This is a genomic window from Mycolicibacterium lutetiense, from assembly GCF_017876775.1.
GTDB classification, from domain to species: Bacteria; Actinomycetota; Actinomycetes; order Mycobacteriales; family Mycobacteriaceae; genus Mycobacterium; species Mycobacterium lutetiense.
Genome location: NZ_JAGIOP010000002.1, coordinates 3827034 through 3851469, shown reverse-complemented (window position 1 = coordinate 3851469; position 24436 = coordinate 3827034). Strand labels below are relative to the sequence as shown.

At 63.5% G+C, this 24436-nt stretch carries 24 protein-coding genes and 2 pseudogenes; 14 read left to right on the top strand and 12 right to left on the bottom strand.

Going from position 1 to position 24436, the window contains the following annotated elements; all coding sequences use genetic code 11:
• Window positions 1-4 precede the first annotated feature (4 nt).
• From istB to JOF57_RS27805, 7 genes are all read right to left on the bottom strand, one after another.
• Entirely contained in the window at window positions 5-820 is an 816-nt protein-coding gene (gene istB / locus JOF57_RS27835; protein WP_209922514.1) for an IS21-like element ISMyma9 family helper ATPase IstB, read from the bottom strand.
• A complete protein-coding gene (istA, locus tag JOF57_RS27830; RefSeq protein WP_209923792.1) occupies window positions 820-2037 on the bottom strand; it encodes an IS21 family transposase in 1218 nt (405 codons plus the stop codon). Before istA ends, istB begins: the two co-directional genes overlap by 1 nt.
• A gap of 600 nt (window positions 2038-2637) precedes the next feature.
• Window positions 2638-3930: a PucR family transcriptional regulator gene (locus JOF57_RS31095; RefSeq protein WP_078290120.1), complete on the bottom strand. Its 1293-nt coding sequence runs from the start codon at window positions 3928-3930 to the stop codon at window positions 2638-2640.
• Window positions 3931-3948: 18 nt separating this feature from the next.
• On the bottom strand, window positions 3949-4248 hold the full coding sequence (locus JOF57_RS27820; protein ID WP_131805205.1) for a hypothetical protein: 300 nt from the start codon (window positions 4246-4248) through the stop codon (window positions 3949-3951).
• 466 nt (window positions 4249-4714) lie between these two features.
• Complete coding sequence (locus JOF57_RS27815; protein WP_011895462.1) at window positions 4715-5614, bottom strand: alpha/beta fold hydrolase; 900 nt, start codon at window positions 5612-5614, stop codon at window positions 4715-4717.
• A gap of 52 nt (window positions 5615-5666) precedes the next feature.
• Window positions 5667-6101: a PaaI family thioesterase gene (locus tag JOF57_RS27810; RefSeq protein WP_011895463.1), complete on the bottom strand. Its 435-nt coding sequence runs from the start codon at window positions 6099-6101 to the stop codon at window positions 5667-5669.
• A gap of 48 nt (window positions 6102-6149) precedes the next feature.
• The gene (locus JOF57_RS27805; RefSeq protein WP_209923790.1) at window positions 6150-6743 is read right to left on the bottom strand and encodes a TetR/AcrR family transcriptional regulator; all 594 of its coding nucleotides are present in this window, start codon (window positions 6741-6743) and stop codon (window positions 6150-6152) included.
• Between the two features lie 180 nt (window positions 6744-6923).
• On the opposite strand from JOF57_RS27805, the gene JOF57_RS27800 reads away from it, so the two are divergent.
• From JOF57_RS27800 to JOF57_RS27790, 3 genes and pseudogenes are all read left to right on the top strand, one after another.
• Window positions 6924-8417 (top strand): acetyl-CoA acetyltransferase, encoded by a 1494-nt coding sequence (locus tag JOF57_RS27800; RefSeq protein WP_209922512.1) that lies wholly within the window; start codon window positions 6924-6926, stop codon window positions 8415-8417.
• Window positions 8414-9510: pseudogene (locus JOF57_RS27795) on the top strand (zinc-dependent alcohol dehydrogenase). The gene JOF57_RS27800 and the pseudogene JOF57_RS27795 overlap by 4 nt, the downstream one beginning before the upstream one ends.
• A 59-nt stretch (window positions 9511-9569) precedes the next feature.
• A pseudogene (locus tag JOF57_RS27790) lies at window positions 9570-10120 on the top strand (carboxymuconolactone decarboxylase family protein).
• A 758-nt stretch (window positions 10121-10878) separates the two neighbouring features.
• Here the strand turns inward: JOF57_RS27790 and JOF57_RS27785 are convergent.
• Window positions 10879-11748, bottom strand: coding sequence for a metal-dependent hydrolase (locus JOF57_RS27785; RefSeq protein ID WP_209922509.1), 870 nt, complete (start codon window positions 11746-11748; stop codon window positions 10879-10881).
• Window positions 11749-11823: 75 nt separating this feature from the next.
• Here JOF57_RS27785 and JOF57_RS27780 point away from each other — a divergent pair, with 75 nt between their 5' ends.
• Window positions 11824-12492 carry a TetR/AcrR family transcriptional regulator gene (locus JOF57_RS27780; protein WP_232783764.1) on the top strand — a complete coding sequence of 223 codons (669 nt, stop codon included), beginning with the start codon at window positions 11824-11826 and terminating at the stop codon, window positions 12490-12492.
• Window positions 12493-12583: 91 nt separating this feature from the next.
• On the opposite strand, the gene JOF57_RS27775 is transcribed toward JOF57_RS27780, so the two are convergent.
• Window positions 12584-13225, bottom strand: a complete 642-nt coding sequence (locus tag JOF57_RS27775) for a TetR/AcrR family transcriptional regulator (RefSeq protein ID WP_085981140.1) — start codon at window positions 13223-13225, stop codon at window positions 12584-12586.
• A gap of 137 nt (window positions 13226-13362) precedes the next feature.
• Between JOF57_RS27775 and JOF57_RS31275 the strand changes: the two genes are divergently transcribed.
• Together JOF57_RS31275 and JOF57_RS27770 are read left to right on the top strand one after the other, a co-directional pair.
• The gene (locus JOF57_RS31275; RefSeq protein ID WP_255620133.1) at window positions 13363-13488 is read left to right on the top strand and encodes a hypothetical protein; all 126 of its coding nucleotides are present in this window, start codon (window positions 13363-13365) and stop codon (window positions 13486-13488) included.
• A gap of 110 nt (window positions 13489-13598) precedes the next feature.
• Window positions 13599-16685: an MMPL/RND family transporter gene (locus tag JOF57_RS27770; RefSeq protein WP_062660222.1), complete on the top strand. Its 3087-nt coding sequence runs from the start codon at window positions 13599-13601 to the stop codon at window positions 16683-16685.
• Window positions 16686-16924: 239 nt separating this feature from the next.
• On the opposite strand, the gene JOF57_RS27765 is transcribed toward JOF57_RS27770, so the two are convergent.
• The 3 genes from JOF57_RS27765 to JOF57_RS27755 form a co-directional block, all read right to left on the bottom strand.
• Window positions 16925-18094, bottom strand: coding sequence for a Fic family protein (locus tag JOF57_RS27765; protein WP_062660257.1), 1170 nt, complete (start codon window positions 18092-18094; stop codon window positions 16925-16927).
• Window positions 18095-18480: 386 nt separating this feature from the next.
• On the bottom strand, window positions 18481-19716 hold the full coding sequence (locus JOF57_RS27760) for a tyrosine-type recombinase/integrase (RefSeq protein WP_209922507.1): 1236 nt from the start codon (window positions 19714-19716) through the stop codon (window positions 18481-18483).
• A complete protein-coding gene (locus tag JOF57_RS27755) occupies window positions 19700-20287 on the bottom strand; it encodes a helix-turn-helix domain-containing protein (RefSeq protein ID WP_209922505.1) in 588 nt (195 codons plus the stop codon). The genes JOF57_RS27760 and JOF57_RS27755 overlap by 17 nt, the downstream gene beginning before the upstream one ends.
• Window positions 20288-20387: 100 nt before the next feature.
• On the opposite strand from JOF57_RS27755, the gene JOF57_RS27750 reads away from it, so the two are divergent.
• The 8 genes from JOF57_RS27750 to JOF57_RS27720 are packed head-to-tail and all read left to right on the top strand — an operon-like array spanning window position 20388 to window position 24391.
• Window positions 20388-20597, top strand: coding sequence for a helix-turn-helix transcriptional regulator (locus JOF57_RS27750; RefSeq protein ID WP_209922504.1), 210 nt, complete (start codon window positions 20388-20390; stop codon window positions 20595-20597).
• A 9-nt stretch (window positions 20598-20606) separates the two neighbouring features.
• On the top strand, window positions 20607-20762 hold the full coding sequence (locus tag JOF57_RS27745) for a hypothetical protein (protein WP_209922501.1): 156 nt from the start codon (window positions 20607-20609) through the stop codon (window positions 20760-20762).
• Between the two features lie 14 nt (window positions 20763-20776).
• Window positions 20777-21286 (top strand): hypothetical protein, encoded by a 510-nt coding sequence (locus tag JOF57_RS27740; protein WP_209923846.1) that lies wholly within the window; start codon window positions 20777-20779, stop codon window positions 21284-21286.
• Window positions 21287-21300: 14 nt separating this feature from the next.
• Window positions 21301-21447, top strand: a complete 147-nt coding sequence (locus JOF57_RS31460; RefSeq protein WP_407666654.1) for a DUF6011 domain-containing protein — start codon at window positions 21301-21303, stop codon at window positions 21445-21447.
• Window positions 21434-21610 carry a hypothetical protein gene (locus JOF57_RS27735; RefSeq protein WP_209922500.1) on the top strand — a complete coding sequence of 59 codons (177 nt, stop codon included), beginning with the start codon at window positions 21434-21436 and terminating at the stop codon, window positions 21608-21610. The genes JOF57_RS31460 and JOF57_RS27735 overlap by 14 nt, the downstream gene beginning before the upstream one ends.
• Window positions 21607-22341 (top strand): bifunctional DNA primase/polymerase, encoded by a 735-nt coding sequence (locus JOF57_RS27730; protein ID WP_209922499.1) that lies wholly within the window; start codon window positions 21607-21609, stop codon window positions 22339-22341. The genes JOF57_RS27735 and JOF57_RS27730 overlap by 4 nt, the downstream gene beginning before the upstream one ends.
• Window positions 22338-24104: a hypothetical protein gene (locus tag JOF57_RS27725; RefSeq protein ID WP_209922497.1), complete on the top strand. Its 1767-nt coding sequence runs from the start codon at window positions 22338-22340 to the stop codon at window positions 24102-24104. Before JOF57_RS27730 ends, JOF57_RS27725 begins: the two co-directional genes overlap by 4 nt.
• Entirely contained in the window at window positions 24101-24391 is a 291-nt protein-coding gene (locus JOF57_RS27720) for a hypothetical protein (protein ID WP_209922495.1), read from the top strand. Before JOF57_RS27725 ends, JOF57_RS27720 begins: the two co-directional genes overlap by 4 nt.
• The last annotated feature ends 45 nt before the right edge of the window (window positions 24392-24436 follow it).

Genomic DNA, 24436 nt, shown 5'->3' with positions numbered 1-24436 from the left:
AGGTTTACGGGGTTGAGTCTGCCTGACGATCGACTTCCACGGAGGGCAGTGACTCGATCGCGGTGTGTTTGATGCGGTAGCTCGCACCTTTGAGGGCGATGACATCGGCGTGATGGACGATCCGGTCGATCATCGCCGAGGCGATGGTGGCCTCACCGAAAACTTGCCCCCACCGCGAAAACGGCAGGTTAGAGGTCAGGATGATCGATGATTTCTCGTATCGGGTCGAGACCAGTTGGAAGAACAGGTTGGCGGCCTCGGTGTCGAAGGGGATGTAGCCGACCTCGTCGATGACGATCAATCCGTATCGGGAGATCTTGCGCAGTTCGGCGTCGAGGCGGTCGATGCGGTGCGCTTCGGCCAGGCGGGTGATCCAGCCGGTGGCCGGGGCGAACGCGACCCGGTGCCCAGCGTGGGCGGCCGCGATCGCCAGCGCGGTCGCCAGATGCGTTTTGCCGGTGCCCGGCGGGCCTAGCAGAACGATATTGCGGGCCTCAGCCAGCCAGCCCCCGCCCTCCAGGCGGGCGATCTGAGCGCGGTCCACAGCGGGTTGGGCGGTGAAGTCGAAATCGGTGATCGTTTTGATCGCCGGGAACCCCGCATACCGGATCCTTTGTCGGGCACCGGATTCAGCACGGGCGTTGGACTCCACCGCCAAAACTGCCCCGAGATAGTCCTCCAATGACCAGTTCGCCTCACGGCCTTGCTCGGCGAGTCGGTGATAGTGCGTGGCGATCCGCGGGGCCTTGAGCAGTCGGGCTTGATGAGCAATCAGTTTGTCGGCCTCACCCGGGGCTGGGGTGCGCTTGGTGGTGGCCATCAGGCGACCTCCCCGGTCCCGAAGATCGTGTCGTAGGCACTCAGGTCAGCGACTTCGACGCTGATATCGAGGTGGGCGCCGGCAGTCGGGCGGGTGCGGAACTGTTCGCGCAGCACCGCCGCCGCAGCCACATGTTCGGGATCGGAAACTAATCCTGCTGTGCCCCAGAGCCGTTCATGATCTGCAACCACACGATCACCACACAGTGCGATGATTCGATCCAAACTTGCCTTCATGGTGATCATCCGGCCGATCACCTCCGGATGCACCGAGTAGGCGTTGCCGCCGAGGCTGAGGTAGTAGTCGCGGCCCAGTCGTGTGGTCACCGTCGTGCCGGTCACCGGGGCCACCGGCGGAAGGGCGGCCATCGCTTTCCGGTCCGCGACCAGTGCATCCGCGGGAATCATCCGGGTGCCCGCGTGGATGCGCCGGTTGGCATACGAGCTCAGCCAGCCCTGCAGCTGAGCGTTGAAATCCTCTGGCGAGGCGAAGGTGCGCCCGGGCAGAAACGACGTATCCAGGTAGCCATTGGCACGTTCCACCACCCCTTTTGTTTCGGGGTCATAGGGTCGGGCCTGAATCAGCCGGGTGCCCAACACCCCACAGAACCCGGCAACCCCTTGAGCAAGGCGCCGGCGTTGACCGATCCCGGACTCGTTGTCCCACAATAGGCTCCGAGGCACACCACCGATATCGCGGGCGATCAGCTGCCACATCCCGGCCAGCAGATCCCCGGTGACCCTCGACGGAATCATCATCGCGGCGATGAACCTCGAGTAGGCGGCCACCATCACCAGCACCGGAAACGACCGCAACACACCGGCGTGATCGGGAACCAGCTGGCCGGGGAACCACAGATCGCACTGCACCTGCTCACCGGCCAGATGCACCAACCGATCGCACGGATCGGGCGGCGCATACTCGGGCCGGATCCTGGTCACGTTCTCGGCGAACCAAGAATGCCCACCGGCCCAACCGACCCGCTCAGCGATCACCGTCGCAGGCATCGTCGGAAAATCGGTGAGCAGAGCACGCACCGCCGGTTCGATCTGCGCCCACCCCGAGGTCTTCACCGGCGCCCGCTCATAGCGCGGCGGCCCATCCGCCTGCAGCGCCTTGGCCACGGTGTTTCGCGACAAGGACAGCCGCCGTGCGATCGCAGCCTGCGACAGCTTCTCCGACCGATACAGCCGGCGAATCTCCGCCCAATCCTCCACAGTGATCACTCTCCAATCGAAAGGTGAAGTGCTCACTTTTCGACCGGAACTACCTGCTCACTTTTCGACCGGAACCGACAACTGGCTCCGATTGTGGCGCAACACCATCGGCCACAGCCCGCCAGCAACCGCCCCCACCTGACCAATCCGCCGAAAGGCCACGACCGGAGCACACAGGAAAAAGCTGGACAGACCAGCCGATACCCCCTGCTCACAGCCAGCAAGCGACCACCAAACCATTCCAGCCTCAGCCACGACAGCTCATCGGTGGATCAAGGCTTATGCCTCCTGGTTGTCTGGGCCGACAAGTCGCAACCTGCGCCACGACTCGCCTGTCGCCTTGCGCGATGGGTGCTTGAGCGTGTCTGACGTCGATGAGCTTCGGTGAATGGGTTGCTTCAGCTCCGTACGGCGGCGATCGACGACTCCACTCGATCAGCCTGCCCGCAGCAGAGCCCCGCGGCAGCGTCGAAACATGAATCGAACTCGGATTATCAGGCCGGGCGGCGCCGGATCGTCGCGCTGACCATCCTCAGATTCGGCGTGTTCGTCAGTAGACGGCACAGTTACGCAGCAAGGGCGTTCGCGGGACACGAACGACTAGGACCGCCCCAAGGCTTGTGTTGGGTTCAGTGCTACTTCGCCGAGCCAATAGCACATCAGTAGGGCGACCTCGACGTCTAATCGTTCCGCGGCGATCGGGCGACCGCGGCGCTCGAGTGCTCGATTTACGCGATACTTGACGGTATTGGCGTGTATCTGCAATTCGTTGGCGGCGGCTTTGAAGCTGGAACCGGCACGCAAGAACACCCTCAACGTGTCTCGTAGACGCTGGTCCGATGCAGTGTTCTGAGCCAACGGGCCCAGCACATCGTAAATCCATTCCTTCAGAGTCGCGTCATCGGTCATCAGCATCGAGGCCAGGGCCACACCGGGATCTCGTGCAGCGACGATCCGGTGCCGTGAGGAGCCGTCGGCTGCCACCGCGACCACACGGGCCTGCTCAGCCTGTCGGTAGGTGCGGCGGAAGCCTTCAATCCCCGGAAGTGGTTCACCGACGGAAAGTCTTGGGCCGTCAGGTTGAGCCCGGACGAAGTCGCGCAGCTGCGATAAATAGTCCGACGGGCGGTGAACCGTCATCCATGCGCATCCGACGAGGCGGTCGATGGAGAAGTAGACCGATTGCTTCGCTCCAGTGGCGGAGACCGCGTGTTGCATGAAGCGCTCCATGGCGATGAACTCGTCGGTGTCGGCGCCCGCATCTCGGTCGAGCCATACCATGAGAGCCACATGCGTTGCGCCCAAGAAGTACCTCATAGCCGACGACGCTTCGGTCAGGTCTACGTCGCGTCCGTTGAGGATGTCTCGAATGGCTTGTGCACGCAAACTTCGTCGGCGCTCGTCCCACTCCGCGCGTTCAGTCTGATATGTCTCCAAGACCTGCTCAGACATCCAGTCGATGTAGCGGAAAGACACACGGGTGATGTGTTCAATGAGCGCCAATTTCTCCTCGGGCGGTAGGTCCGCGCTCCGAAGGCCAGCGATGATGAGGTTCAATCCATACTGGTGCCCGAGCCTGTATGCCCGCAGCAGCGCGTTGACGGGTACCTCGCGTTGCGCCATCCTCCGGGCGTGTTCAAGGGCGGCCGTCGGTGACTCCATGCGGTCGAACGGGATCGAGTGACGGACGACGGAGAACCAAGTGTCTACGTTCGCGGCGACGGTGTCACTCAGTAGCTCTTTGAGCTGTTGATCGGCAGCGAGTTCGGCAACTTGCTCAATCAGAAGGCCATGTATGGACTCGGGCAATTCTCTGACGAGGTCGCCGAGGTCTCGGAATAGGTGATGAACCGCGTGACCGGGGGTGTCTTGAACTTCGGATGAATCAAGCACAGCTGCGACCGTACTCGATTACTTGTCTTTGCGAGACAACAGACGCCCGCAGGTTCGACCCTTCGAGACATACCGATCGCGGATCCGGGTATCTACGCTGTTAAGGAGCGGTGAGCCACGTTTTACCATTTCAGCAGCCGAACGAGGCATTGCTGTGGGCCACGGCGAACGGATGCGCGTGAAGAGGAAGGCGGAGGCATGAGTTGTCTGCTCGCAATAACCTTGTTTGCGGCCTTCGCGGCCGGAGCAGCCCCATTGCGAGGAACGATCAGCACCGCCCTGGCCGCAATAGACGACTTTCTCGATCGTTTCGGCCACGAAGTTTCCGGAACTGCTCATGCGAAGGAACGCCCGCCGCTCTGACGAGGTGGTCGAATCGGGCGCCGGATATGCCCGCCCGCCTCCCGCATACCGAAGCTGAAGCCTGGATAGCAGTAGGCTGTCCTCTGGACTCGCCCCCGGCCGTCGACTGACTCCAAGATCCCAACAGCAGCGCCGATCTGATCCGGGTCGCCCCGGCGGCGGGTGTGTTCGTCAAGGTGTGCGGGCACTGGTTCGGAGAACTCCGACCGCTCGATCCGACCTGGACAGCGCCCACCAGCAAAATGCTTCGGTTCGAATGATAATTCGGCCCAGGCGATGGTCGAACCATACGGTTTGGCATCGCTGCCTTCGGATGCGCCGATACTGCGCCGCCGGGGTTCCGTTCATGGAGGTAGTTCTGACACCTCGACAACGAACCAGAGTGGCCGGGCCGCGGCCATCGCAGGGCCCTGAAAGACGCTCAGTCCGACGAGTCGTTCAGCGTGCGGTCGAGAAAATCTGCGACTGCCGAAGTGAAGGCGTCGTTGTCGTCGCCCGCAACCATGTGGCCCGTGCCCGAAACGTCGACAGCCTCGGCGTGCGGTACGACTTCGAGGAACTCCTCGACCGACTGCTGCGACGTCACGTCGGAGTGAACGCCGCGAATGAGAAGCGTTGGTGCTCGCACGCGGCGGGCCCCTTCGATGAGAAGGTCGCTTATGGCGCCGAATTCTTTGGCACCAGTTGCTGGGTCGCCCTGCAGGAACTCGAAGTTGGAAGCTATGAACGCCGGATCCCATCGCCAGATCCACCGACCGTCGTCGCGCTGCTGCAAGACCTTTCGGAGACCGTCCAAGTTCTTGGGCCGAGCGCGATGCCGGTTGTACTGGGCAATGACGTCCGCGGCCGCGTCGAGCGTATCGAATCCGTCGGGATGGGCGCCCATGAAAGACACGACGCGGCGTGCTCCGTGAAACTCCATTCGCGGAGTTATGTCGACCAGTACGACGGCTCCCCACAGATCGGCAGGCGCCACCAAATGCGTTCCCAACACCGTCATGCCGCCCAAGGATGCGCCAACGACAGCTGGCGGGCGGCCATCGCTGGCATATCGGCGAATCGACAGCAGGTCGGATGCAAGTCGGTCGAGATCGTATCGACCATCGGGGTCCCACTCGCTGTCGCCGTGACCGCGGGCGTCGTAAGCGACGACGGTATACCCGCGCGCGTGTAAGCGGCGCGCGGTAGTCGCCCAGGCATGGCGGTTCTGTCCACCGCCGTGCAGCAGTATGACGACCGCGCGGGCGGATTCGTGTCGGTAGACATCGGCTGCAAGGGCGGTTCCGTCTTCGTTGCGGACGCGCTCGAACGTTGAGGTCATTTGCTGTGTCCTCGATGGTCGCCTTGGGCAGCGTTCTCGTTCCGCGACCGGATCACGAGGCGCTCTGGGCGACGACGGTCACTGTTCCCTGTGCGGCGCATACCGGGCGTCCCGTATTGGTGATGTCGATCCTGGCGACGCCGCTACGCTTCCCCAGCGCGATGATGTCGGCGACCGCAACGCAGACTCCACTGGACACCGGACGTAGGAGGTTCAGTTTGAATTCGGTTGTGGCCACCCATGACCCAGGTGGGATCACCGGATAGAACACCACGCCCAAGCAGTGGTCGACCATCGCTGACAGGCATCCGCCATGCAGAGTGCCGAAAGGAGTCAACAAATCGGCTCGGGCGTCCATTTCCACTACCAGTCTCCCGGCGGAGAACTCGATGTGGCGGAAGTCCAAGTACTTGGCGAGCCCTCCCGAGGTTCCCCCCGCGTGCTGGAGCTCCTCGGCTATTTGCTTGTTGAACTGGGGGAAGTCCATGGTCAGCGCCTCGTTTCGTTCAGCGATACCGATGCCATCGCTGAGACACTACTCCGCAGTTGTCGCAGCAATGCAACTGTGAGTGTCGGCCAGTAGCGCGGGAAGCAGGAATCGGCGCAAGAAAGCGTCGATTCCTTCGGGGCTGCGGTGCCGGGGGCCGCGAACCGAGAGCAAGCTGAGGATGATGCGCAGAATCCATTCGGCGGCGTCATCGACCGAAACGCCGGCTTCGAGTTGATGCCAGTGCGCGGCGAACACGGGTCGCAGAAACTCGGCGACGAGTTCGAACAGCGCCACCGACGTTCCCTCGGCCAGTCCCACGCCGGCGAGTTCGTCGTCGCTGGCGAACAGCATGCCGATTATCGGTTCGCGGCGTGCCGCGCGCACCGTGACTGAAACGAAGTCCAATATGGCAGAGCCCAAGTCGATGTGCGCCAAGATCCGTCCGCTGGTGCGGTGCAGGTAGCGTTCCGCTGCGCGGACGATGACACCGGATACGACGGATTCGCGACTCGCGAAGTAGCGATAGACCGTGGCGCGCGATACGCCCGCTTGCCTGGCGATATCCTCCATCGTGGTGCCCGACCGCCCCTTGCCTTGCATGCACGTTTCGGCGGCGTCGAGTAGGCGATCGCGCGCCATATCGCGGTTTCGCCCAGGAGTCGCGTCGCCCCGCCGCAACGGTCTCTTCGTCACGGGTACGAGTATGCCCTGTCAAGGGACTCGCTCTGTCGAACACCCGCGGTTGTCGCATGGAAACGGATGTGACAATATTGCAGTCGTGTCGCATAGAAGACCTCAACGGTGAACGTGACCTGACCGTTGGCCATCCCACCGCGCACCCCGGTTGTCGTCGGCGTCGGTGAACTCACACATCGCGGCGAAGGCGTCGTAGACCCCATCGATCTGGCTGCCGAGGCCGCGCGCCGAGCACTCCAGGATGCGTCGGCCACGATCGGACATCGGATCGATACAGTGGCGACGCCGGGGATTTTGCTGACTTCGCGCGACAATCCCGCGTCGAGGATCGCCGAAGCGGCTGGGCTCGCACCGAACCATCGCATCAGTTGTCCGGTCGGCGGAAATACGCCCCAGTACCTTGTCGAGGAACTGGGCCGGCGTATTTGGCGCGGCGTCAGCGACGCCGTGCTGGTAGTCGGAGCGGAGAGCGGTGCGTCAGCGCGCAAGGTCACATCGGGTGGCGCGCTCATGGAGCCGAAATCCGTTGCCGCACAAGACGAATCACTGGGCGACACACGCCCGGGACTGAGCCCAGCCGAGATGCGCGCCGGGCTACATTGGCCGCATGAGGTGTACCCGATTTTCGAGTCGGCGATTGCGGCTCGAGCCGGCCGTACATTCGACGAGCAGCGCCGCTGGCTGGGGAACCTGATGGCTCCGTTCACGCTCGAAGCGTCAAGACATTCCGAACAGGCCTGGTTTCCCCGTGCCCGTAGTGCCGATGAGCTCAGCGCGGTCTCCCCGGACAACCGGATGGTGGGTGAGCCGTACCCGAAGCTGCTCAACAGCATCATCGCCGTCGACATGGCGGCCGCCTTCGTCATCTTGGCTGCCGAAACCGCCGAGGAACTCGGAGTGCCTCGGCATCGTTGGGTCTTCCCGTGGACGTCGGCCACCTGCAATGACGTCTACTTTCCGGTGCAGCGGCCGGAGCTGGGTCGTTCCGCGGGGATAAGGGCCGCCGGCGAGGCAGTGCTGGCTGCCAGCGGACTTCACGTCGACGACGTCACATGGTTCGATTTCTACTCGTGCTTTCCTTCCGCGGTCGAGGCGGCGATCGACGCCTTCGATCTCGACCCGGCGGATGCCCGCGGGTTCACGGTGACCGGCGGATTGCCCTACCACGGCGGACCGGGTAACAACTACGTCAGCCATTCGATCGTGGAGATGGTGCGACGCTGCCGAAGCGAACCTGGCGGCGTCGGACTCGTGTCCGGGCTCGGCTGGTACATCACCAAGCACTCGCTGGGTTTGTGGTCGGCGACGCCACCGCCAACCGGATGGCAGACACCGGACATGGTCCAGGCACAGTCCGCGATTGATGCCACCGCACTTGAGGTCGCGCCGCCCGCCGACGCATCGGGTCAGGCGACGATAGACGGCTACACGGTGGTGCACGACCGCGACCAGGGGCCGTCCTGGGTGCCGGTTTTCGCGCGCTTGAGCGACGGCCGCCGGGTCGTGGCACGCAACGACGACGCCCAGGTGGCGATGGCAATGTCAGAAGAGATGTTCGTTGGTCAGCAGGTCAGCGTGCGCCACGCGGACGGGCACGTCGAGTTCGAACTGTTGTGAACGCCGACGCGCTTGCGCTGACGGGGCCCCGCAACCTTGAGCGGCGCACTCTTCCGGTGCTGCGCGTCGATGACGAGTCCTGGCTCCTCCGGATAGAGGCATGCGGGCTCTGCGGGACTGACCACGAACAGTTCAGCGGACACCTGCCGGTGGGCTTCCCCTTCATCCCCGGACACGAAATCGTCGGCATCCTCGAGGAAGTCGGCGACGCTGCACGCGCACGTTGGGGCCTGTCGGCGGGTCAGCGAGTCGCCGTCGAGGTCTTCCGATCATGCCGGGAGTGTCACGAGTGCCGGCGCGGCGAGTATCGCAGGTGCTCGCGCAACGGACTGGCCACAATGTTCGGCTTGTCGATGTAGACATCGCTCCTGGCCTGTGGGGCGGCTACGCAACCCACCTCCATCTGCCGTTCGATTCCATGCTCTTGCCCGTCCCGGACGGACTTGACCCAATCGTCGCTACGTTGTTCAACCCACTTGGCGCGGGGATCAAATGGGCGGCCATGGTGCCGGAGACGCGGCCTGGCGACGTCGTCGCGATCCTCGGGCCAGGCATCCGTGGGATCTGCGCCGCCATAGCGGCCAAGGAGGCCGAAGGGGCGTTCGTCGCGATGACCGGGCTCGGCCCTCGGGACCTGCCTCGGTTGGCCGCAGCCCGCAAGTTCGGCGTGGACCTGACCATCGACGTCACTTAAGACGACCCCGTGCAGGCCCTGCAACGAGCAACCGGCCGGCTCGCAGACGTCGTCGTCGACGTCACCGCGAAGGCGCCGGGCGCGTTCGCGGACGCCATCGCACTTGCGCAGCTCGGCGGGCGCGTGGTGGTCGCCGGCACCCGCGGCGGCGGGGGAGCGCCGGGCTTCGAGCCAGACCTACTCGTCTTCAAAGAACTACGCGTCTTCGGTTCGTTGGGCGTCGACTACCCCGCCTACCGCAGCGCCATCGAGCTTTTGGTCTCGGGGCGGTGGCCCTTTAGTGAGTTGTCCCGCGACGTCGCGGGTTTCGCGGGCCTGCCGCAGTTGCTCGACGTCCTGGCCGGCGCCGAGTCGGAGCGGATTCCCGCTCTGCACAACGTCTTTGTGCCGATCGCCTAACAGCGCCAAGTGGCGCCCTACCGAAAGGAAGCACCGTGAGCAGCCGAAGCCGGGTTGACATGCTTGCCCTGACAGATGCCCGCGAGCGCGCCGGTCAATGTGGGATTCCGGACGCCATGACTGAACTGTCTGTTTCAGGATCGCGCTTCATCAGCCCCCTGTGGCCATTGCATTGCATGGAATGCTGGAAGCGTTGCTGTGGAAAGGCGCGCTGGATGCGCGTCTGCGGGAGCTGATCATCATGCGAATCGGCTGGGTCACTGGTTCGGTCTATGAATGGACGCAACACTGGAGGGTTGCCCGCTTGCTCGATGTGCCCGAGCGCGACCTGCTGGCGGTGCGCGACTGGCAGAACGCCGGCCACTTCGGCGAAGCCGAGCGGGCGGTACTGGCGGCGACGGACGACACGTTGCGTGACGGTACCATCTCGGATGAGACCTGGACTGAGTGTCAGCGTGCGTTGCACGGGGACCCGGCCGTCCTCGTCGAACTCGTCGCCGCGATCGGGAATTGGAGATTGTTCTCAGCGCTGCTGCGGTCCTTGCACGTGCCGCTAGAAGATGGCCTCGAAGCATGGCCCCCTGACGGAGTTCGACCCTCCGTTGGCTGAAGGGTGATCGGCTCGCCATGTCGACTCCGTGCTATGACTCTGCCCCTAGCACCTGTTGGTCAGGATCTGACGATGTCGAACGGTCGGGCGGTTGCATCTGCAGACGGCGATTCCACCACCGAGGATTGCGCCGGGCCTGAAGACTCAGCCGACGGAATTCCATCCGCTGCAGTCGAAGGAGAACTGGAACACCCACCAGCGGGACGATCGCGCCACGGACCGCACCTCGGCGACCATTCTCCAGCAAACCGGCTACAGTACTGATTCCCGAAATGTAGAGAATACCGTTGTAAGGCAACAGGAGTGGGCCGCATAGTCCTTCGCACTCGGACAGGCTTGGCACACCAAATCTCCAGCGCTTCGGCCAGTGTATGAAGTGAGCCAACACGGTCGTCAGGAACAGGCCGTTCACAACACCGAGGACAGCCTCGTGACGCTTATCGGCACGTTCGCCATGCGAAGTACTAGGGCGGTGCTCATGCCCCAACCCGTCGCTGCCGGCACCGGACTCGTCACCGACGCGAACGGCATCGCAACTCCGGACAGCAGTTCGTACAAGACATGCGCGCTCGCTGACACGGCGCCAACTTGTGTGCAGATTTGCCGGGACGTCTTCGGACGCTGACGGGACGGCGGTAATGGCCCTTCCGCCCGCATCAGCGGAATGCCTGAACGCGCGATGCGGCCACGGCGCAACGCACTTCTTCGTGAAGAGGTCGTTCCATATGGCGGCTTTCACCACAAAAGTACTTGTCGACCTACACGTTACTCCGTAGCTGTTGGCCGCCATCGGCGTCGAAGAGTTCCTTGGTCCAACGTTCGAGGATTTCTGCGCTATCCCAGTCGTCGGGATGGAACCCGGCGTGGGTGTAGGAACGGAAGCGCTCAATCGCTGCTCGGCTGAACAGCGGGTTATGACGGAAGGCTCGAAGGCTGCGCAGCAACCGCACCGGGTTGTAGGCGGCACGATCGCCGGCCAGAGAGCGGGTGGTCTGGATGACCAACTCGGTGAACAATAGGAGACTGGCGATCCGCATACCCCAGACCCTGGTGCGTTCGCTTCCGCCGACCGTCTCGTAGACATCGAAAGCGACGGCCTTGTGCTCGCACTCTTCCAGTGCGTGCCACAGCAGAATCGGCCGCACTTCGGTGTAGCCGATCAGTTCTTGAGCTTCATCGCTGGTGAGAATGATCTCGGCGAACGTCGCGGTGTAGTGCTCGAGGGCTGCCGTGACGGCCAGGCGCATCTTGGGAGAGAATCGCTTTTCAAGGCGGTCCACCAACTTTTTGGTGTGCCGATCGATCCCAGCGGTGGGATAGCCCATCGCTTGGAGCCGATCGTTGAGCAGCCGATGCTGGTGTCGGTGGGTGGCCTCTTGTGCGATGAATCCCTTAACCGCCTCCTTGAGGTCAGCGTCGCTGATGTGGTCCCGGTACTCGCGGACAGACCGGATGAAGAAGTCTTCGCCTTCGGGGAACGTGGCCGACAAGGTGGACACAAAGTGGCTCATCACCAAGTCGCCCTCGACGAAGTGCTGCCGGCTGGTCCCAGCAGGCATGTCGAATCGGACACGGCGGGGCTTCGGGACGACCCGCGTGGTGGGCCGTGTGGACGAATCGTCGCTCATGTTGTTCTCCTGTTGTCATGGGCACTGATGATCTGACTTTACGCCTAGTCAGAATTAGATGGCAAGCTATGCGTTGTGCGATCGGTGCGGGTGTACAGCGGGATGTCCGCCGAGGAGCGTCACCGGAACAGGCGCACGCGTCTCATCGAGGCCGCGATGGAGTTGATCGGCACGCACGGCGTTGCCGCCGCCACGGTGACTGCCGTATGCGCTGAGTCCGGCGTGACGTCACGCTACTTCTATCAGCATTTCCCTGACAGAGACGCCCTCTTGCGAGCTGTCTACCAGCAGCTCTACGCAACCTTCCAGGAGGTGATAGTTGACGCGATCCCCGATGCCGGCGCCCCACCCGAGGTGCTCGCGTACGCGCCGATCCGCGGGCTGGTCAGCATGATCAACAATGATCCTCGACTGGGTCGGATCTTGTTCGTGGAATCTGCAACGGAGCCGCTGCTTCGGGAGTTACGCAGCGACATGATGACCGGTTTCACCGACCTCGTATTGCGTGAGGCCAGACTTCACCTTGACATCGCCGACTCCGCAGTGGGCGTTGCCCATTTGGCCTCGACATTGGGTGTGGGTGGGTTATTCGAAGTCTTGCGCCGCTGGCTCGACGGAGAACTCGAGTTCACCACCGATGAACTCGTTCAGCACTGCGCAGGTTTCCTGGGCAGCCTCGGCAGCTATGTGCTGCTGCAGAACGCAGTCGAGTCGGCCACGACCAAAGCCAAACCTCAGAGTTAGCTTCTGGCGCCTCCCGGCCGCGCTTCGCGAATGTCGAGGTGCCTCCGCTTGCTTCATTCCGGACTGAACACATGAACGCCGCTGTACAACATTAGAGGCCAGCGTCGTCGACCAAATAACGTTCGGCGAGCGTCTCGGCAAGCCGACTCGTGTGCTCCACGATCTCCCCCTGGATGACGTCAAGCAAACCTGCATGCCATGCGGTGATCAATTCGACGAAGCCACCAACGGCCACCAGTGTGTCCATCCGAAGGGCGGTTTCATCGGCTTCCGGCCTCAGGTGTGGCTCACTGGCTGCGATCACCAGGTGTGTCGCCTCCTGCAGTGCGACAGCGCGCCGATCCTGAAGCGGGGAACTGCCCACGTGTTGAGCCAGTAGAATCTTCGCCCTGCCCGGATCCTCTGCAATCCGGTCGACCACCGCGGCGATGGTCACGCGGATGGTCTCCATCGGCGGCTGCCCGATGCGTTCTGCGAGCGTCGCAGAAACCTCACCGAGCATCTCGTTGCGCACGCCGTCCCATGCAGCGACAAGTAACTCGTCGCGGGTCTTGAAGTCTTCGTAGAAGTAACGGTCGTTCAGGCCGGTTTTGGCGCACACTCCTCTCATCGTGACTGCTGCCCAACCGCTTTCACTCCAGATTTCCGTCGCGGCATCAATGAGGCGCTGACGGCGCTCCGCCCGGCGTTCAGCACCGGTACGCCCGCCCCATCTCTTCGACCGCGTCCGCACATGTCCATCTTGGCAAGCCACAGTAGGTCGCAACACTTTGGTAGCATCCGCCCCCAATGGGGGCGCGTGCCACCATAGGACTCCGCGGAGGGCAGCGATTGACGATCAGAACGCTCAAACTTCGAGTTCTCAGAGACGTGGCAGCGGCTGTCGTCATTCCCGCCCCCAGCAGTGATCGTGCGGCACTGGCGACGGTGGCGGTAGGAGGCGCCCTGCACGCCGTGCAGGTATTCGCGGCCGACTGGCCCGCCGCAATCCCGTAGGGAGTCGACTCATGACGCTCTTGAGCGAGGCCCCCACCGGTCGCCGTCACCACTTGCACTACGTGCGGTAGCGTACCGATACCGGCAGTATCGCTACCAGTGGAGGCCAAGTGACCGACGGCAGTGCAGATGCCCCAAGCCAGGCCAAGCGGCCTGGTCGGCGCGCCAACGGATCCACCGACCCGGCCGACACTCGCGAGTACAGCGAACGGTTGGCGACCCTGGCCCGGTTCACCCTCCGACACAAAGCGCTCGTCATCGGGGTATGGCTAGGCGCCGCGGTGGTTCTCGCGCTGCTGTTCCCACAGCTGGAAACCGTGGTGCGCCAACAGTCGGTGGACCTCATTCCTCGCGACGCCCCGTCCTTGCAGACGGTTGACCGCATGAGCGCCGCGTTCGGCGAAGAAGGCTCGAAAACCATGGTGTTCGTCGCCATGGAAGACCCCACTGGCTTGACTCCAACTGCACGGCAGCGCTACGGCGAACTCGTGCGCCGGTTGCAGGCCGAGGGCGACCACGTCCTGCTGGTGCAGGACCTGCTGGCCGATCCGATTACCGAAGCTCAGGCAGTCAGCGCCGACCGCAAAGCCTGGTATCTGCCCGTCGGTGTCACCGGCACCCTCGGAGACCCCACGGCAGCCGAATCCTTGAACGCGGTGCGCGACATCGCCGCGGAGGTGTTCACCGGATCGACCACGACCGTCCAAGTGACGGGACCACCGGCGACCTTCAGCGACATGATCGCCTCCGCCGAGCACGACCTGCTGTTGATCTCGATCGCTACCGCCGGCGTGATCGCCCTGATCTTGCTGATCGTCTACCGGTCAGTGTTCACCGCGCTGTTGCCACTGCTGGTAATCGGGTTGAGCCTGGCGGTTGGGCGCGGCGTGCTATCCGCCCTCGGCGAGATGGGCATGCCGGTCTCCCAGTTCACCGTCGCATTCATGACGGCGATCCTGCTCGGCGCCGGAACTGATTACACAGTTTTTCTGATCAGCCGGTACCACGAGCAGCGCCGCGCCCAAGTACCCGCCGATCAGGCGATCATCCACGCCACCGCCAGCATCGGGCGCGTCATCCTGGCGTCCGCCGCCACCGTGGCACTCGCGTTCTTGGCCATGGTCTTCGCGCGGCTCAGCGTCTTCGCCGCCCTGGGCCCCGCGTGTGCCATCGCCGTGCTGTTCGGATTTCTGGCGACCGTCACCCTGCTGCCACCCGTGCTGTCGCTAGCCGCCAAACGCGGCATCGGTGAACCCAAATCCGATCGCACCCGCCGCTACTGGAACAGCGTCGCCGTCGCCGTGGTCCGCCGTCCGGTGCCACTGCTGATCGTCAGCCTGGCCATCCTGCTCGCCCTGTCGGCAGCCGCTGCGACCATCAAAATCAGCTACGACGACCGCAAGGGACAACCAGACACCACGGCCAGCAACCAGGGCTACCAACTTCTGGACCGCCACTTCCGCAAGGACGTCGTCATCAGCGAGTTCCTCGTCGTAGAGAACCCGACCGACATGCGGACCGGGAGGGGGCTGGCCGATCTCGACGAGATGGCCTCTCGCGTCTCCCAGATCCCCGGCGTCACCAGGGTGTCCGGAGTCACCCGCCCCACCGGGGAGCGCCTCGACCAAGCAGAACTGGCCTGGCAGAACGGCCAGATCGGCGAGAAAATGGCCGGCGCGGTCGCCGAGGGCAACTCACGCAAGGACGACCTCGCCAAACTCACCGGCGGCGCCGACCAGCTCGCCGACGGCCTCGCCCAACTCGATGGCACGGTGCGCACCGCCCTCGCGCCACTGGCCGGAATCCTCACCCAAGCTCAATCCGCGGGAACTCAGGTCAACCAGTTCCGCCCACTGCTGCAACAACTTTCCGCCACCGCCCCCGCCGTCGACCAAGCCATCCAATCCGGCCCAGGACTGCGACCGCTGGCCAACCAGGCGCAGAACGCGATCACCCAGCTCGATCCACTCGTGGGCGCGCTCAACACCTCACCGTGGTGTGCCGCCACCCCGCAGTGCGCCCAAATTCGTGACCAGGTGAAGATTTTGGTCAGCCTGCGCGACAGCGGATTCTTCGACCAGATCGCCGACCTCGGGGACCGCTACGATCCCGCGACCAATGCCACCGTTGGTGGCACCCTCTCCAACGTCCAGAACGCAGTCGCCTCGCTGGACAAGGCATTCGGAGCCCTCGGTGACCCCGCCGACCTAGCCACCAATCTCCGCCGATTGCAGGAGGGAATCGGACAGCTCGCCTCCGGCGCTCAAGCACTCGCGACCGGTGTCCGCACCCTCGCCGACAGCAACATCGAAATGCTGTCCGGTATGAGCCAGATCGCCACCCAACTACAGAATTCCTCACGCGCAGCGGCGGACTCCGACTCCTCGAGCGGTTTCTACTTGCCCGCTAATGCATTCGAGAACCGGCAATTCACCGATGTTGCCAAGCAATTCCTCTCACCGGACGGCAAGACCGCGCGGTTCATGATCGAAAGCAGCCACGACCCTTACAGCGTCGAAGCCATGGAGCTCGCCAGCCGCATCACCGACACCGCCAACACCGCACGACCCAACACGTCGCTCGCCGACGCCACCGTATCCGTCGCCGGCTTCCCCGCCGTCAACTCCGATATCCAACGATTCCTATGGGCCGACTTCGCACAACTGGCCGTCGCCACCATAATCATCGTCGGCGTCATCCTGGTCCTACTGCTGCGCGCACTCCTGGCACCGCTCTACCTCTTAGGCACCGTCGTGCTCAACTACCTCGCCTCGCTCGGCATCGGCGTTGTGGTATTCCAATGGGGACTGGGCTACGAAATCGCTTGGCCCGTACCATTACTGGCATTCATCATCCTCGTCGCCGTCGGCGCCGACTACAACATGCTGCTCGTCTCACGGCTCCGCGAAGAATCCGGGACCAACATCCGCGTCGGCGTCCTGCGCACCGTGGCAAACACCGGAGCCGTCATCACCTCAGCTGGTCTGATATTCGCCGCCAGCATGTTCGGCCTCATGGTCGGCTCAGTCGCAATCATGATCCAAGCCGGCCTCATCATCGGCTTCGGACTGCTGCTCGACACCTTCCTCGTGCGCACCCTCACCGTGCCCGCGATCGCCACACTCCTACGCGAAGCCAGTTGGTGGCCCACCAAAGCAACGCGGACCCCAGTAGCTGACACCGCCACGCAGAAATAATGAGCAACGCACTACTAGTGGAAGCGAGGAATGCGAGGGCCATTCACAGCCGTGATCTTTGGTTGCGGATCCGTCGGAATCTGGCGTTGCAAGCCCGTCGAGTAAGCGTCCATGAACTGCTGCAGCTTTGCGTTCAGGCGCCGCCCATAGCCGACTGGATCGTCTTGGTAGCCCACCTGGATAGGGGGTCCGACCAGCCGTTCCATGCCAGTGAATCGCGCCAGCACGCCGACGAATGCTCAGTATTCTAGAGCCGCGAGCACACCGTCACACTGAAATATTCGGTCGTACCGGCCCGAAGTTCGTTGGCGCAGAATTCCTTTGTCCACCAATTTTGTGATGGCGGTGTTCGCTGCCTGGTAGGAAACACCGTGCAACGCTGCCGCAGCCGACGCCGTGATCATCGGGTAACCGATCAGGTCGTCAGCGATCCTGAGCGAGACCCCTTTGGCTCCGCGCAAGATCACCTGAAATTCCTCACGGAGCGCCAGGAGCTTGTCCACTCGCTCAACGACTTCCAAGGCCTCGGCATGGATGGCCGCGGAAATGAAGCACACCCAGCTGTCCCATCCACCGGTCTGCGACACGCGCAACAATCCGTCCTGATACTCGGTGCGGTGTTGCTCCAGCCACGGTGAGATGTTCAGGACCGGAAAACGCAGTTCACCAGCACTCATCAACTGCAGCGCCATGACGAGACGCCCCAGCCGGCCGTTGCCGTCATGAAACGGGTGCAAGGTCTCGAACTGATAGTGCGCGACCGCTACTCGGATGATCGTCGGTATTGCGCTGGGTTCCCGGATCCAGTCCTGCCACAGCCGCAACCCGTCGAGCAGCCGATGATCAGCCGGAGGCGGCACGAACCGAGCCGACGTGACACGCCGATTGCCGAGTCCGATGAAAACCTGAGTGGTGCGGACGCTGCCCGCGTGCGAGCCATCACTGGCGGTCCCACGCAGGAGTTCGCGCTGTAAATCCTCGAGCATCCGAACCGATATCGGTTGCCCTTCGGCCACGAGTTCGTATGCCCGCTCAGCTGCGGTGACGTAGTTCCTGACCTCACTGACCGAACTGGTGAGCTCCTCAGCTTCGAGAAAGTCTGCTTCGAAAACGTCCGCCAAGAACGCGTAGGTGCCCTCCAGCGCGGAGGTACTTACCGCTTCCCGACGAGTGGCCGGCCGAGCGAGCAGGCTCGGGTTCGGCAGCAATGAAGACGCTTGGTCGGCACGTGCCATCGCCGCCGCGGCGTCGATCACCGCGGCATAGGTCTGAGCTTCCAGTTTGAGGTCCGCAGGAAGGGGGTCCGGCACGTAGGCGACGTATTCGTACGCCTCACCTAATCGGGGGTCATGACCCCCGATTGGCACCAACCGTCCGATCGGGCTGTTACGAAGCGCCTCGATATCCATCGGATCCACCTCAACTCGCCAAGCTTGAATTCCAGGAGTGCAATTTCAAGGTTAGCGCCTCAACCTTGAAAACTGACATCCTGATTTCAAGGTTCCCGCTCTCGGTAGATCAGAAGCGGCCTTGACCACCAAGGTGTCTCAGTCCGCAGGCAGTCCGCAGTAGATTTTCGCGACTCCTGCGCGCGCCAACCCACCCAATACAGCTGAGCTGGGAAACTTACGCGGGCCAACGTACCCAACGTCATCAAAACCCCAGGTGGCGTGGTTCGGGACGAAGAGGTCGTGGGTTCGAATCCCGCCACCCCGACAGTGCATCAAGGCCCAGACCAGGGAAATCCGGTCTGGGCCTTGTCGTATCAGCAGCCGGGTTCGGCAGTGGCCCGCAGTTAGCCCGCAGTAGTTTTCGGCAGTGCCGCCACCGCCGCGTCGAAGGCGTCCGCGACTGCTTCCAGATCGTCCGGGAACAGGTCCGCGTAGGTGTCCAGCGTCAGTGCCGCGGACTTGTGTCCGAGCATCGTTTGCACGGCTTTCACGTTGGCCCCCGCACTGATCGCCAAGCTCGCTGCAGTGTGCCGCAGATCGTGCATCGTCGGCCGTGGCCAGTCGGTCGTGGGCTTCCCGTTCTCATCGAGCCCGCGCAGCTTGTCGACAGCCGGGTTGAATACGCGGGTGCGGAATGTCGCAATGCGCAGCACTCCGCCGGCCGGCGCTGAGAACACCAGGTCCTCGCGGCGCTTGCCCTTCATCTGGGCAGCGAGATCGTCAACGAGGAACCGCGGGAACGGCACCGAGCGGCGTTCGTGGTTCTTCGGCGTGGACCAGGTGAGCTTGCCGACGACCTCGGTCACCGACTCGCGGATATTGACCCGGCGGCGCAGCATGTCGAAGTTCTGCACGCGCAGCGCGGCCATCTCCCCGTACCGCAAACCCGTGTACGCCAGGAACCGGATCACCAGTGCGTCACGGTCCATCGCTGCGGCCAGCTCCGCGACCTGCTGGTGAGTCAAGTACGCCCGCACCGAGTGTTTCCGCCGCGGCGCCTTCACCCCATCGCACGGGTTGCGCGGTATCCGTTTGTCCTCGACCGCCAGGGCCAGCACCATACGCAGGACACCCAGCGCGTTCTCGATTGTGGGAGCTGCGGCGCCCTCTGCAAGTTCGGTGACCCACGCCCTGATCGCAGACGTCTGAACCTCGGCGACGGCTACGTCTTGCCAGCGGCTTTGCACGTGCACAGTCCACGCTGACGCTCGTGCCGCTTTCGTTGAATCCTTAACGTGTGCCTGCGTTTTGAGCCATTGCTGATGAATCTCCCCCACTGGCACGGTGCCAGCGTTCGGTGCGACGTAGGTACCGGTGACGATTGTTGAGGTGATGTCATCAAGCCAGCTGTTGGCGTCGGCCTTGCGGGTGAACAGTTTCTCGTGCTCGTTGCCGCTGGAATCCACGTAGCGCGCTCGCCAGCGAGATCCCTTGCCGTACTTGACGGGTCGGTGTGTCATCACGGGCTCGCCTCTCGCATCGAACATCGGTGAGCCGTCTTCGTTGCGGTCCTGGCGCGGCTTCGTCAGGTCCGCCCAGCGGTCCTCGACACCGGCCCGGCGGTTACGTGTCTGACTCATCGAAACTCATCTCGATCTCGTCCGAAAATCCGGGAATCCGCTCAATTCTCTCCAAAATGGAATTCAGCAGGCCCACAAAAGCGTGCACATCTTCGATGTGGTCAATCGCATCCGAACACCGCTCCACAACCACCCCAAGATCTAGCGTAGGAGCCTGCTGAGCTACCTCAGCCTTGACATCGGAACGGATGACTACCGTCTGGAGGGCGTCTGCAGCGGAATAAGCCCGGCCCGCCGCTCGATCCAAATCTTGAGTGGCGATGTTCAACGCCTCATAGGCGGAAAATAGGGCGCTGATCGGATTCTCATCGAAGTGAATTAGCGCGGAAAGGCTAACCCCGAGAGCGTGTGCGATCGCGGCAGCTTCCTTTAGCCGCGGTTCCCTGCTTCCGTTCTCTATCCGAGTAATCGCGGACGTATCGAGCTTCACCCCTAGCTCGGCCAAGTTCTCGGAAAGTTCTCGTTGCGTGAACCCGGCCCCCTCCCGTTGTGCGCGCACTCGTTTACCGAACTGACTTGCGCCGAGCGCCCAGTACGGCACGCCCGGTCCTTCGGTGCCACCTTGCTGCATGAGTGCAGCGTACAGCGTTGGTTGCAGCAACAGGGATTTATCGTTACTGTGTGGATGCAGCCTCGCTGCACTCATGCAGTATGACTGAAAGGAGTTTGTCATGGACGACGAGATCATCGGCACACCAGCGGTGTCGAAGATGATCGGGATTCCGGTCGGGACGCTTCGGTATTTCCGGAGCACGAACCAAGGACCGGCCTCGTTTTCCCTCGGAAGGCGAGTTGTCTACCGGCGCAGCGAGGTTGAGCGCTGGATCGCGGAGCAGGAAGCGGCCACCAGGCGCGGCGGCACCAGCCCGGAAGTCGCGTAGATGGACGACATGAGCCGGCCGAACGTCGACCAGCTCGACCGCGACGCCCTCGACGACCGCGGGCTGGTCGACGACGACAACACCCCCGATATGAGAACGGCCCCCGAGATCCCGGTGTTAGCGCACCGAGCGGGGACCGATCCGAACCACTCAACCACCAAGTAGAGAAAGGCTCTCCAGTGAGAGTACCCACCGCCGGCCCCGTACCGGTAGCCCAGCAGCTTGACCAGCTCACCGGCGCCATCGACGAACTGCGCCGCACCGGCAACGCCATCTTGGACCTGCTGCCCACCGATGCCCCACTGTTCGCCTGCGCAGACCTGACGACCGGGATTTGCCACCTCAAGCGGGCCGCGGTCGCACTCGACCGGGCCGCCGACCAGCTCGCCGCCGCCGAGATCCAGACCGAACACCAGGCCGCCGATGACGCTTGGGCCGATCGGGCCTGGCAGGTCGACAGCACAACACGTCAGTGCTGCGGCTCCATCGGTGGACATGCCCCGGACTGCAAGGCTGACGGCACCCTGCGCGATCACCAGCTCGGCGGCATTCAGCGCGGAATCCGCACACTCCTGGTGCAGGTCCCCGCCCGCAGTTGGACGGTTGACGAGGCGCAAGCCGTGTGGGAAGCGTTGGCCGGCATCCTGCACCGCCGCACCGTCACCGGGAACGTCCGGCGGCACCGGTGACACCCGCAACGAATATGGAGACCCGCGGCAGCACCGGTGCGGGTACTCCGCTCGATGAGGTCCGGATTGCGGTGCGCTGCAACGTCTGCGGCCACTGGCTGGTCAGCCCGAAGTCCGTCGCCCGCGGCGTCGGCCCCAGGTGCGGAGGTGACCGTGCCTGACGACAACGACGCGATCGCCGACCTACTCGACCGGATCCATTGCGCCTTAGACATGCGACCGCCGGAACGCTGGACGGCCGCCGAATGCCAGCAGGTCCTCAACTGCTTATCGGAGCTCGCTGCCACCGCGCTACGCGCCGAACTTGAGGAGGTAGGCCGGTGACTGACCTCGACGTGATGCTGGGGCACGGGTTCGCGATCGGCCCCCTCGACGGCAAGGTTCCGTTGACCAAGCACGGGGTGCAGGACTTCACCCGCGACCCGCAGGTGATCGCATCATGGGCACGTCGCTGGCCTCAGTGCAATTGGGGTGTCACACAACCCGGCGTGATCGCCCTCGACGTCGACCCGCGACACGGTGGCAGTGTCGCAGCCCTCAAGTTGCGGCCCGAACACGCGACGTTATGCGTGCAGACCGGCGCAAGCGGATGGCACCTGTACTACCGGGTGTCGGGTCCGGTGCGGGGCAAGGTCCAAGGTGTTCCCGGCATCGACGTCAAGGCCGGCGGCAGTGGCTATCTCGTCGCGCCGGGCAGCATTCACCCGGTCACTCAGAAGCCCTACCGGTTGCACCGCGACGCCCCTATTGCCCAGTGCCCCACGCATATCTGGGCACTGATCGCACAACCGACCTTCTCACCGGTCCAGACGGTCGAGATCAGATCTCGACCTTCTGAAGACCGAGATCGTTGGGACGGGCTGGTGCGCAGCGTCTCCGAGGCGCAGCCAGGCAATAGGAACGGCGTCCTGTTCTGGGCCGCAGCACGCGCCGCAGCCGACCAAGCGCCAGCTGCCGTGTACTCCGCGCTCGCCGCAGCAGCCCACAGCATCGGCCTCGGTGCCCACGAGATCCAACAGACCATCCAAAGCGCCCAACGGAAGGCATCCGCATGACCGACGACGAATTCTGGTCGGCCACCGCCCAACTCAAACTGATCCACCAGTGGGCCCGCGCCCGCTACGTCGCACCGTGGGCGCTACTGCTCGCGGTCCTACTGCGGGTAATCGCGTCCACCAGCCACCGTGTGATGCTCCCCGGCCCGCCAGCGCCAGCATCGCTGAATATGGCCATCGTGCTCCTCGGCCGGTCCGGCTCCGGTAAAGGGGTCACCGACAAGCTCGCCCGCCTCCTGTGGTCCGCCGACATTCACGAGGAAGGCCTTGGTTCCGGTCAAGGTATCCACGAGCTGTTCAAGGAAACGAAGGATCCCGAGGACCGCATCACCCGCGCGCTGTTCACGGTGTCGGAGATCGACCACCTGACTGCGCTGGCATCCGGTCGGGAGAACAACACCCTCGCAGCCGTCAAGGCCGGACTGACTGGTGATCGGTTGGGCAGCAAGGGTGCATCCTCGGCCACCACACGGTCAGTGCCCGCCGACTCGTACAGGCTGTGTCTGTCTATCAGCGCGCAGTACGGCCACACTGCGGTCATCCTCGATGACGTGTCGGGTGGGACACCGCAACGCGTCGTGTGGGGATCGGTGACCGATCCGACTATCCCCGACACGCCCGGCCCCGAGCCTGACCACGTACTGGACACGAACCTGCCGGATTGGGCGTTGAAGGACAAGCCGGTGATTCTCCAGTACGGCACCCCGGATATCGCCGAGTACGTCGCCGCTGGACTGCTGGCCAACCAGCGCGGGGAGGTCGACGCCATCGACGGCCACCGGACCCTGACCCGCCTCAAGGTCGCCGCGGCGTTGGCGATCCTCGACCACCGGATGGTCGTCTCAGCACGCGACTGGGAGCTGTCCGAGGCGATCATGGCTCAGTCGGACGCGACCCGTGCAACCGTGCTCGAATACGACCGTCAGGCCGCACGAGCAAAGGCCCGTGAGCGGGCTATGAGTCGTGCGGCCGGAGAACAGTTCATCTCAGATCACAAGCTTGACCGAGCCAAGAAGTCGATACTTCGATGGCTTGAACGTGACGGTCAGCTTGCACGTCACGATCTTCGTAGGAAGTTGAAGGCTGACCTGCGCGACCACTTCGACCCGGCCATCGCGGAGTTAGCTGCCGGAAGCATGATTGCCGTGACTTCGGTGAAGAACGGAGTCGAATACGGGTTGAGTGGCGAAGGTACACGGGTCCCAGAGGTACACCCCACAGAACCGCAGGTCATTGACCGTGTACCCGAAGTACACCGTGTACCTTCGGCTACTGTCACCGAACTGGATTCCCGCAGGTCGGGCGAATCTGACAGTGTGAAGCTGTCGGCGCCCGAATTGGTGGCAGCGCTCGTAGCGGAACGTCGAGCAGCCGGCGAAACAACCATCACTTCGTTAGCTGTGCACGCCGCCGGGAAAGCAGCCGGCCACACCAAGGCGTCCATCACCAACGCCGTCACCAAGAACGATGACATGGTCCGCGTCAACCGCGAAGGCGGCACCGTCATCTACTCCATCGACGGCACCGGCACGCCCTGCCAATCGTTCTCGGAATGGGCGCGTGACTACATCCGCACACTTCCAGCAAATAACGAGTTCGTGAACAAGGACGACTTTGCACGCGCCGCGGAGGCGGCCGGTCACAACGCCGAATCAGCCAGCCGAACCGTCCTGCGCACCGGCCTCGTCATCTCCGAGCCTGACCCTGACAACGGGCGCGAAACCCGCTGGCGCATCGTCCAAGACTCCGAGGAGACAGCGTGACCGACCAACTCAGCACCCTGCTCGCTGCTGTCGGTGCCGCCCCAGCACTACCCGGCGCCCGGTGTCGAGGCAAGCATCATCTTTTCGACGAGGCCGATAAGCACGAGGCGCCCGAGACCACCGAGCAGCGTCACGCCCAGGCCCTCGGACTGTGCCGCCGGTGCCCAGCGTTGGCGTCGTGCCAGACATGGTTCGACACCCTCACACCGAGCAAGCGACCACCCGGCGTGATCGCCGGCCGCATCATCCAACCCAAGGCAGGCCGACCACCAAAGGCCACAGCATGAGCACACCAGCAAACCCGAAGGTCAGCCCAGCAAACCCTGCAGCCG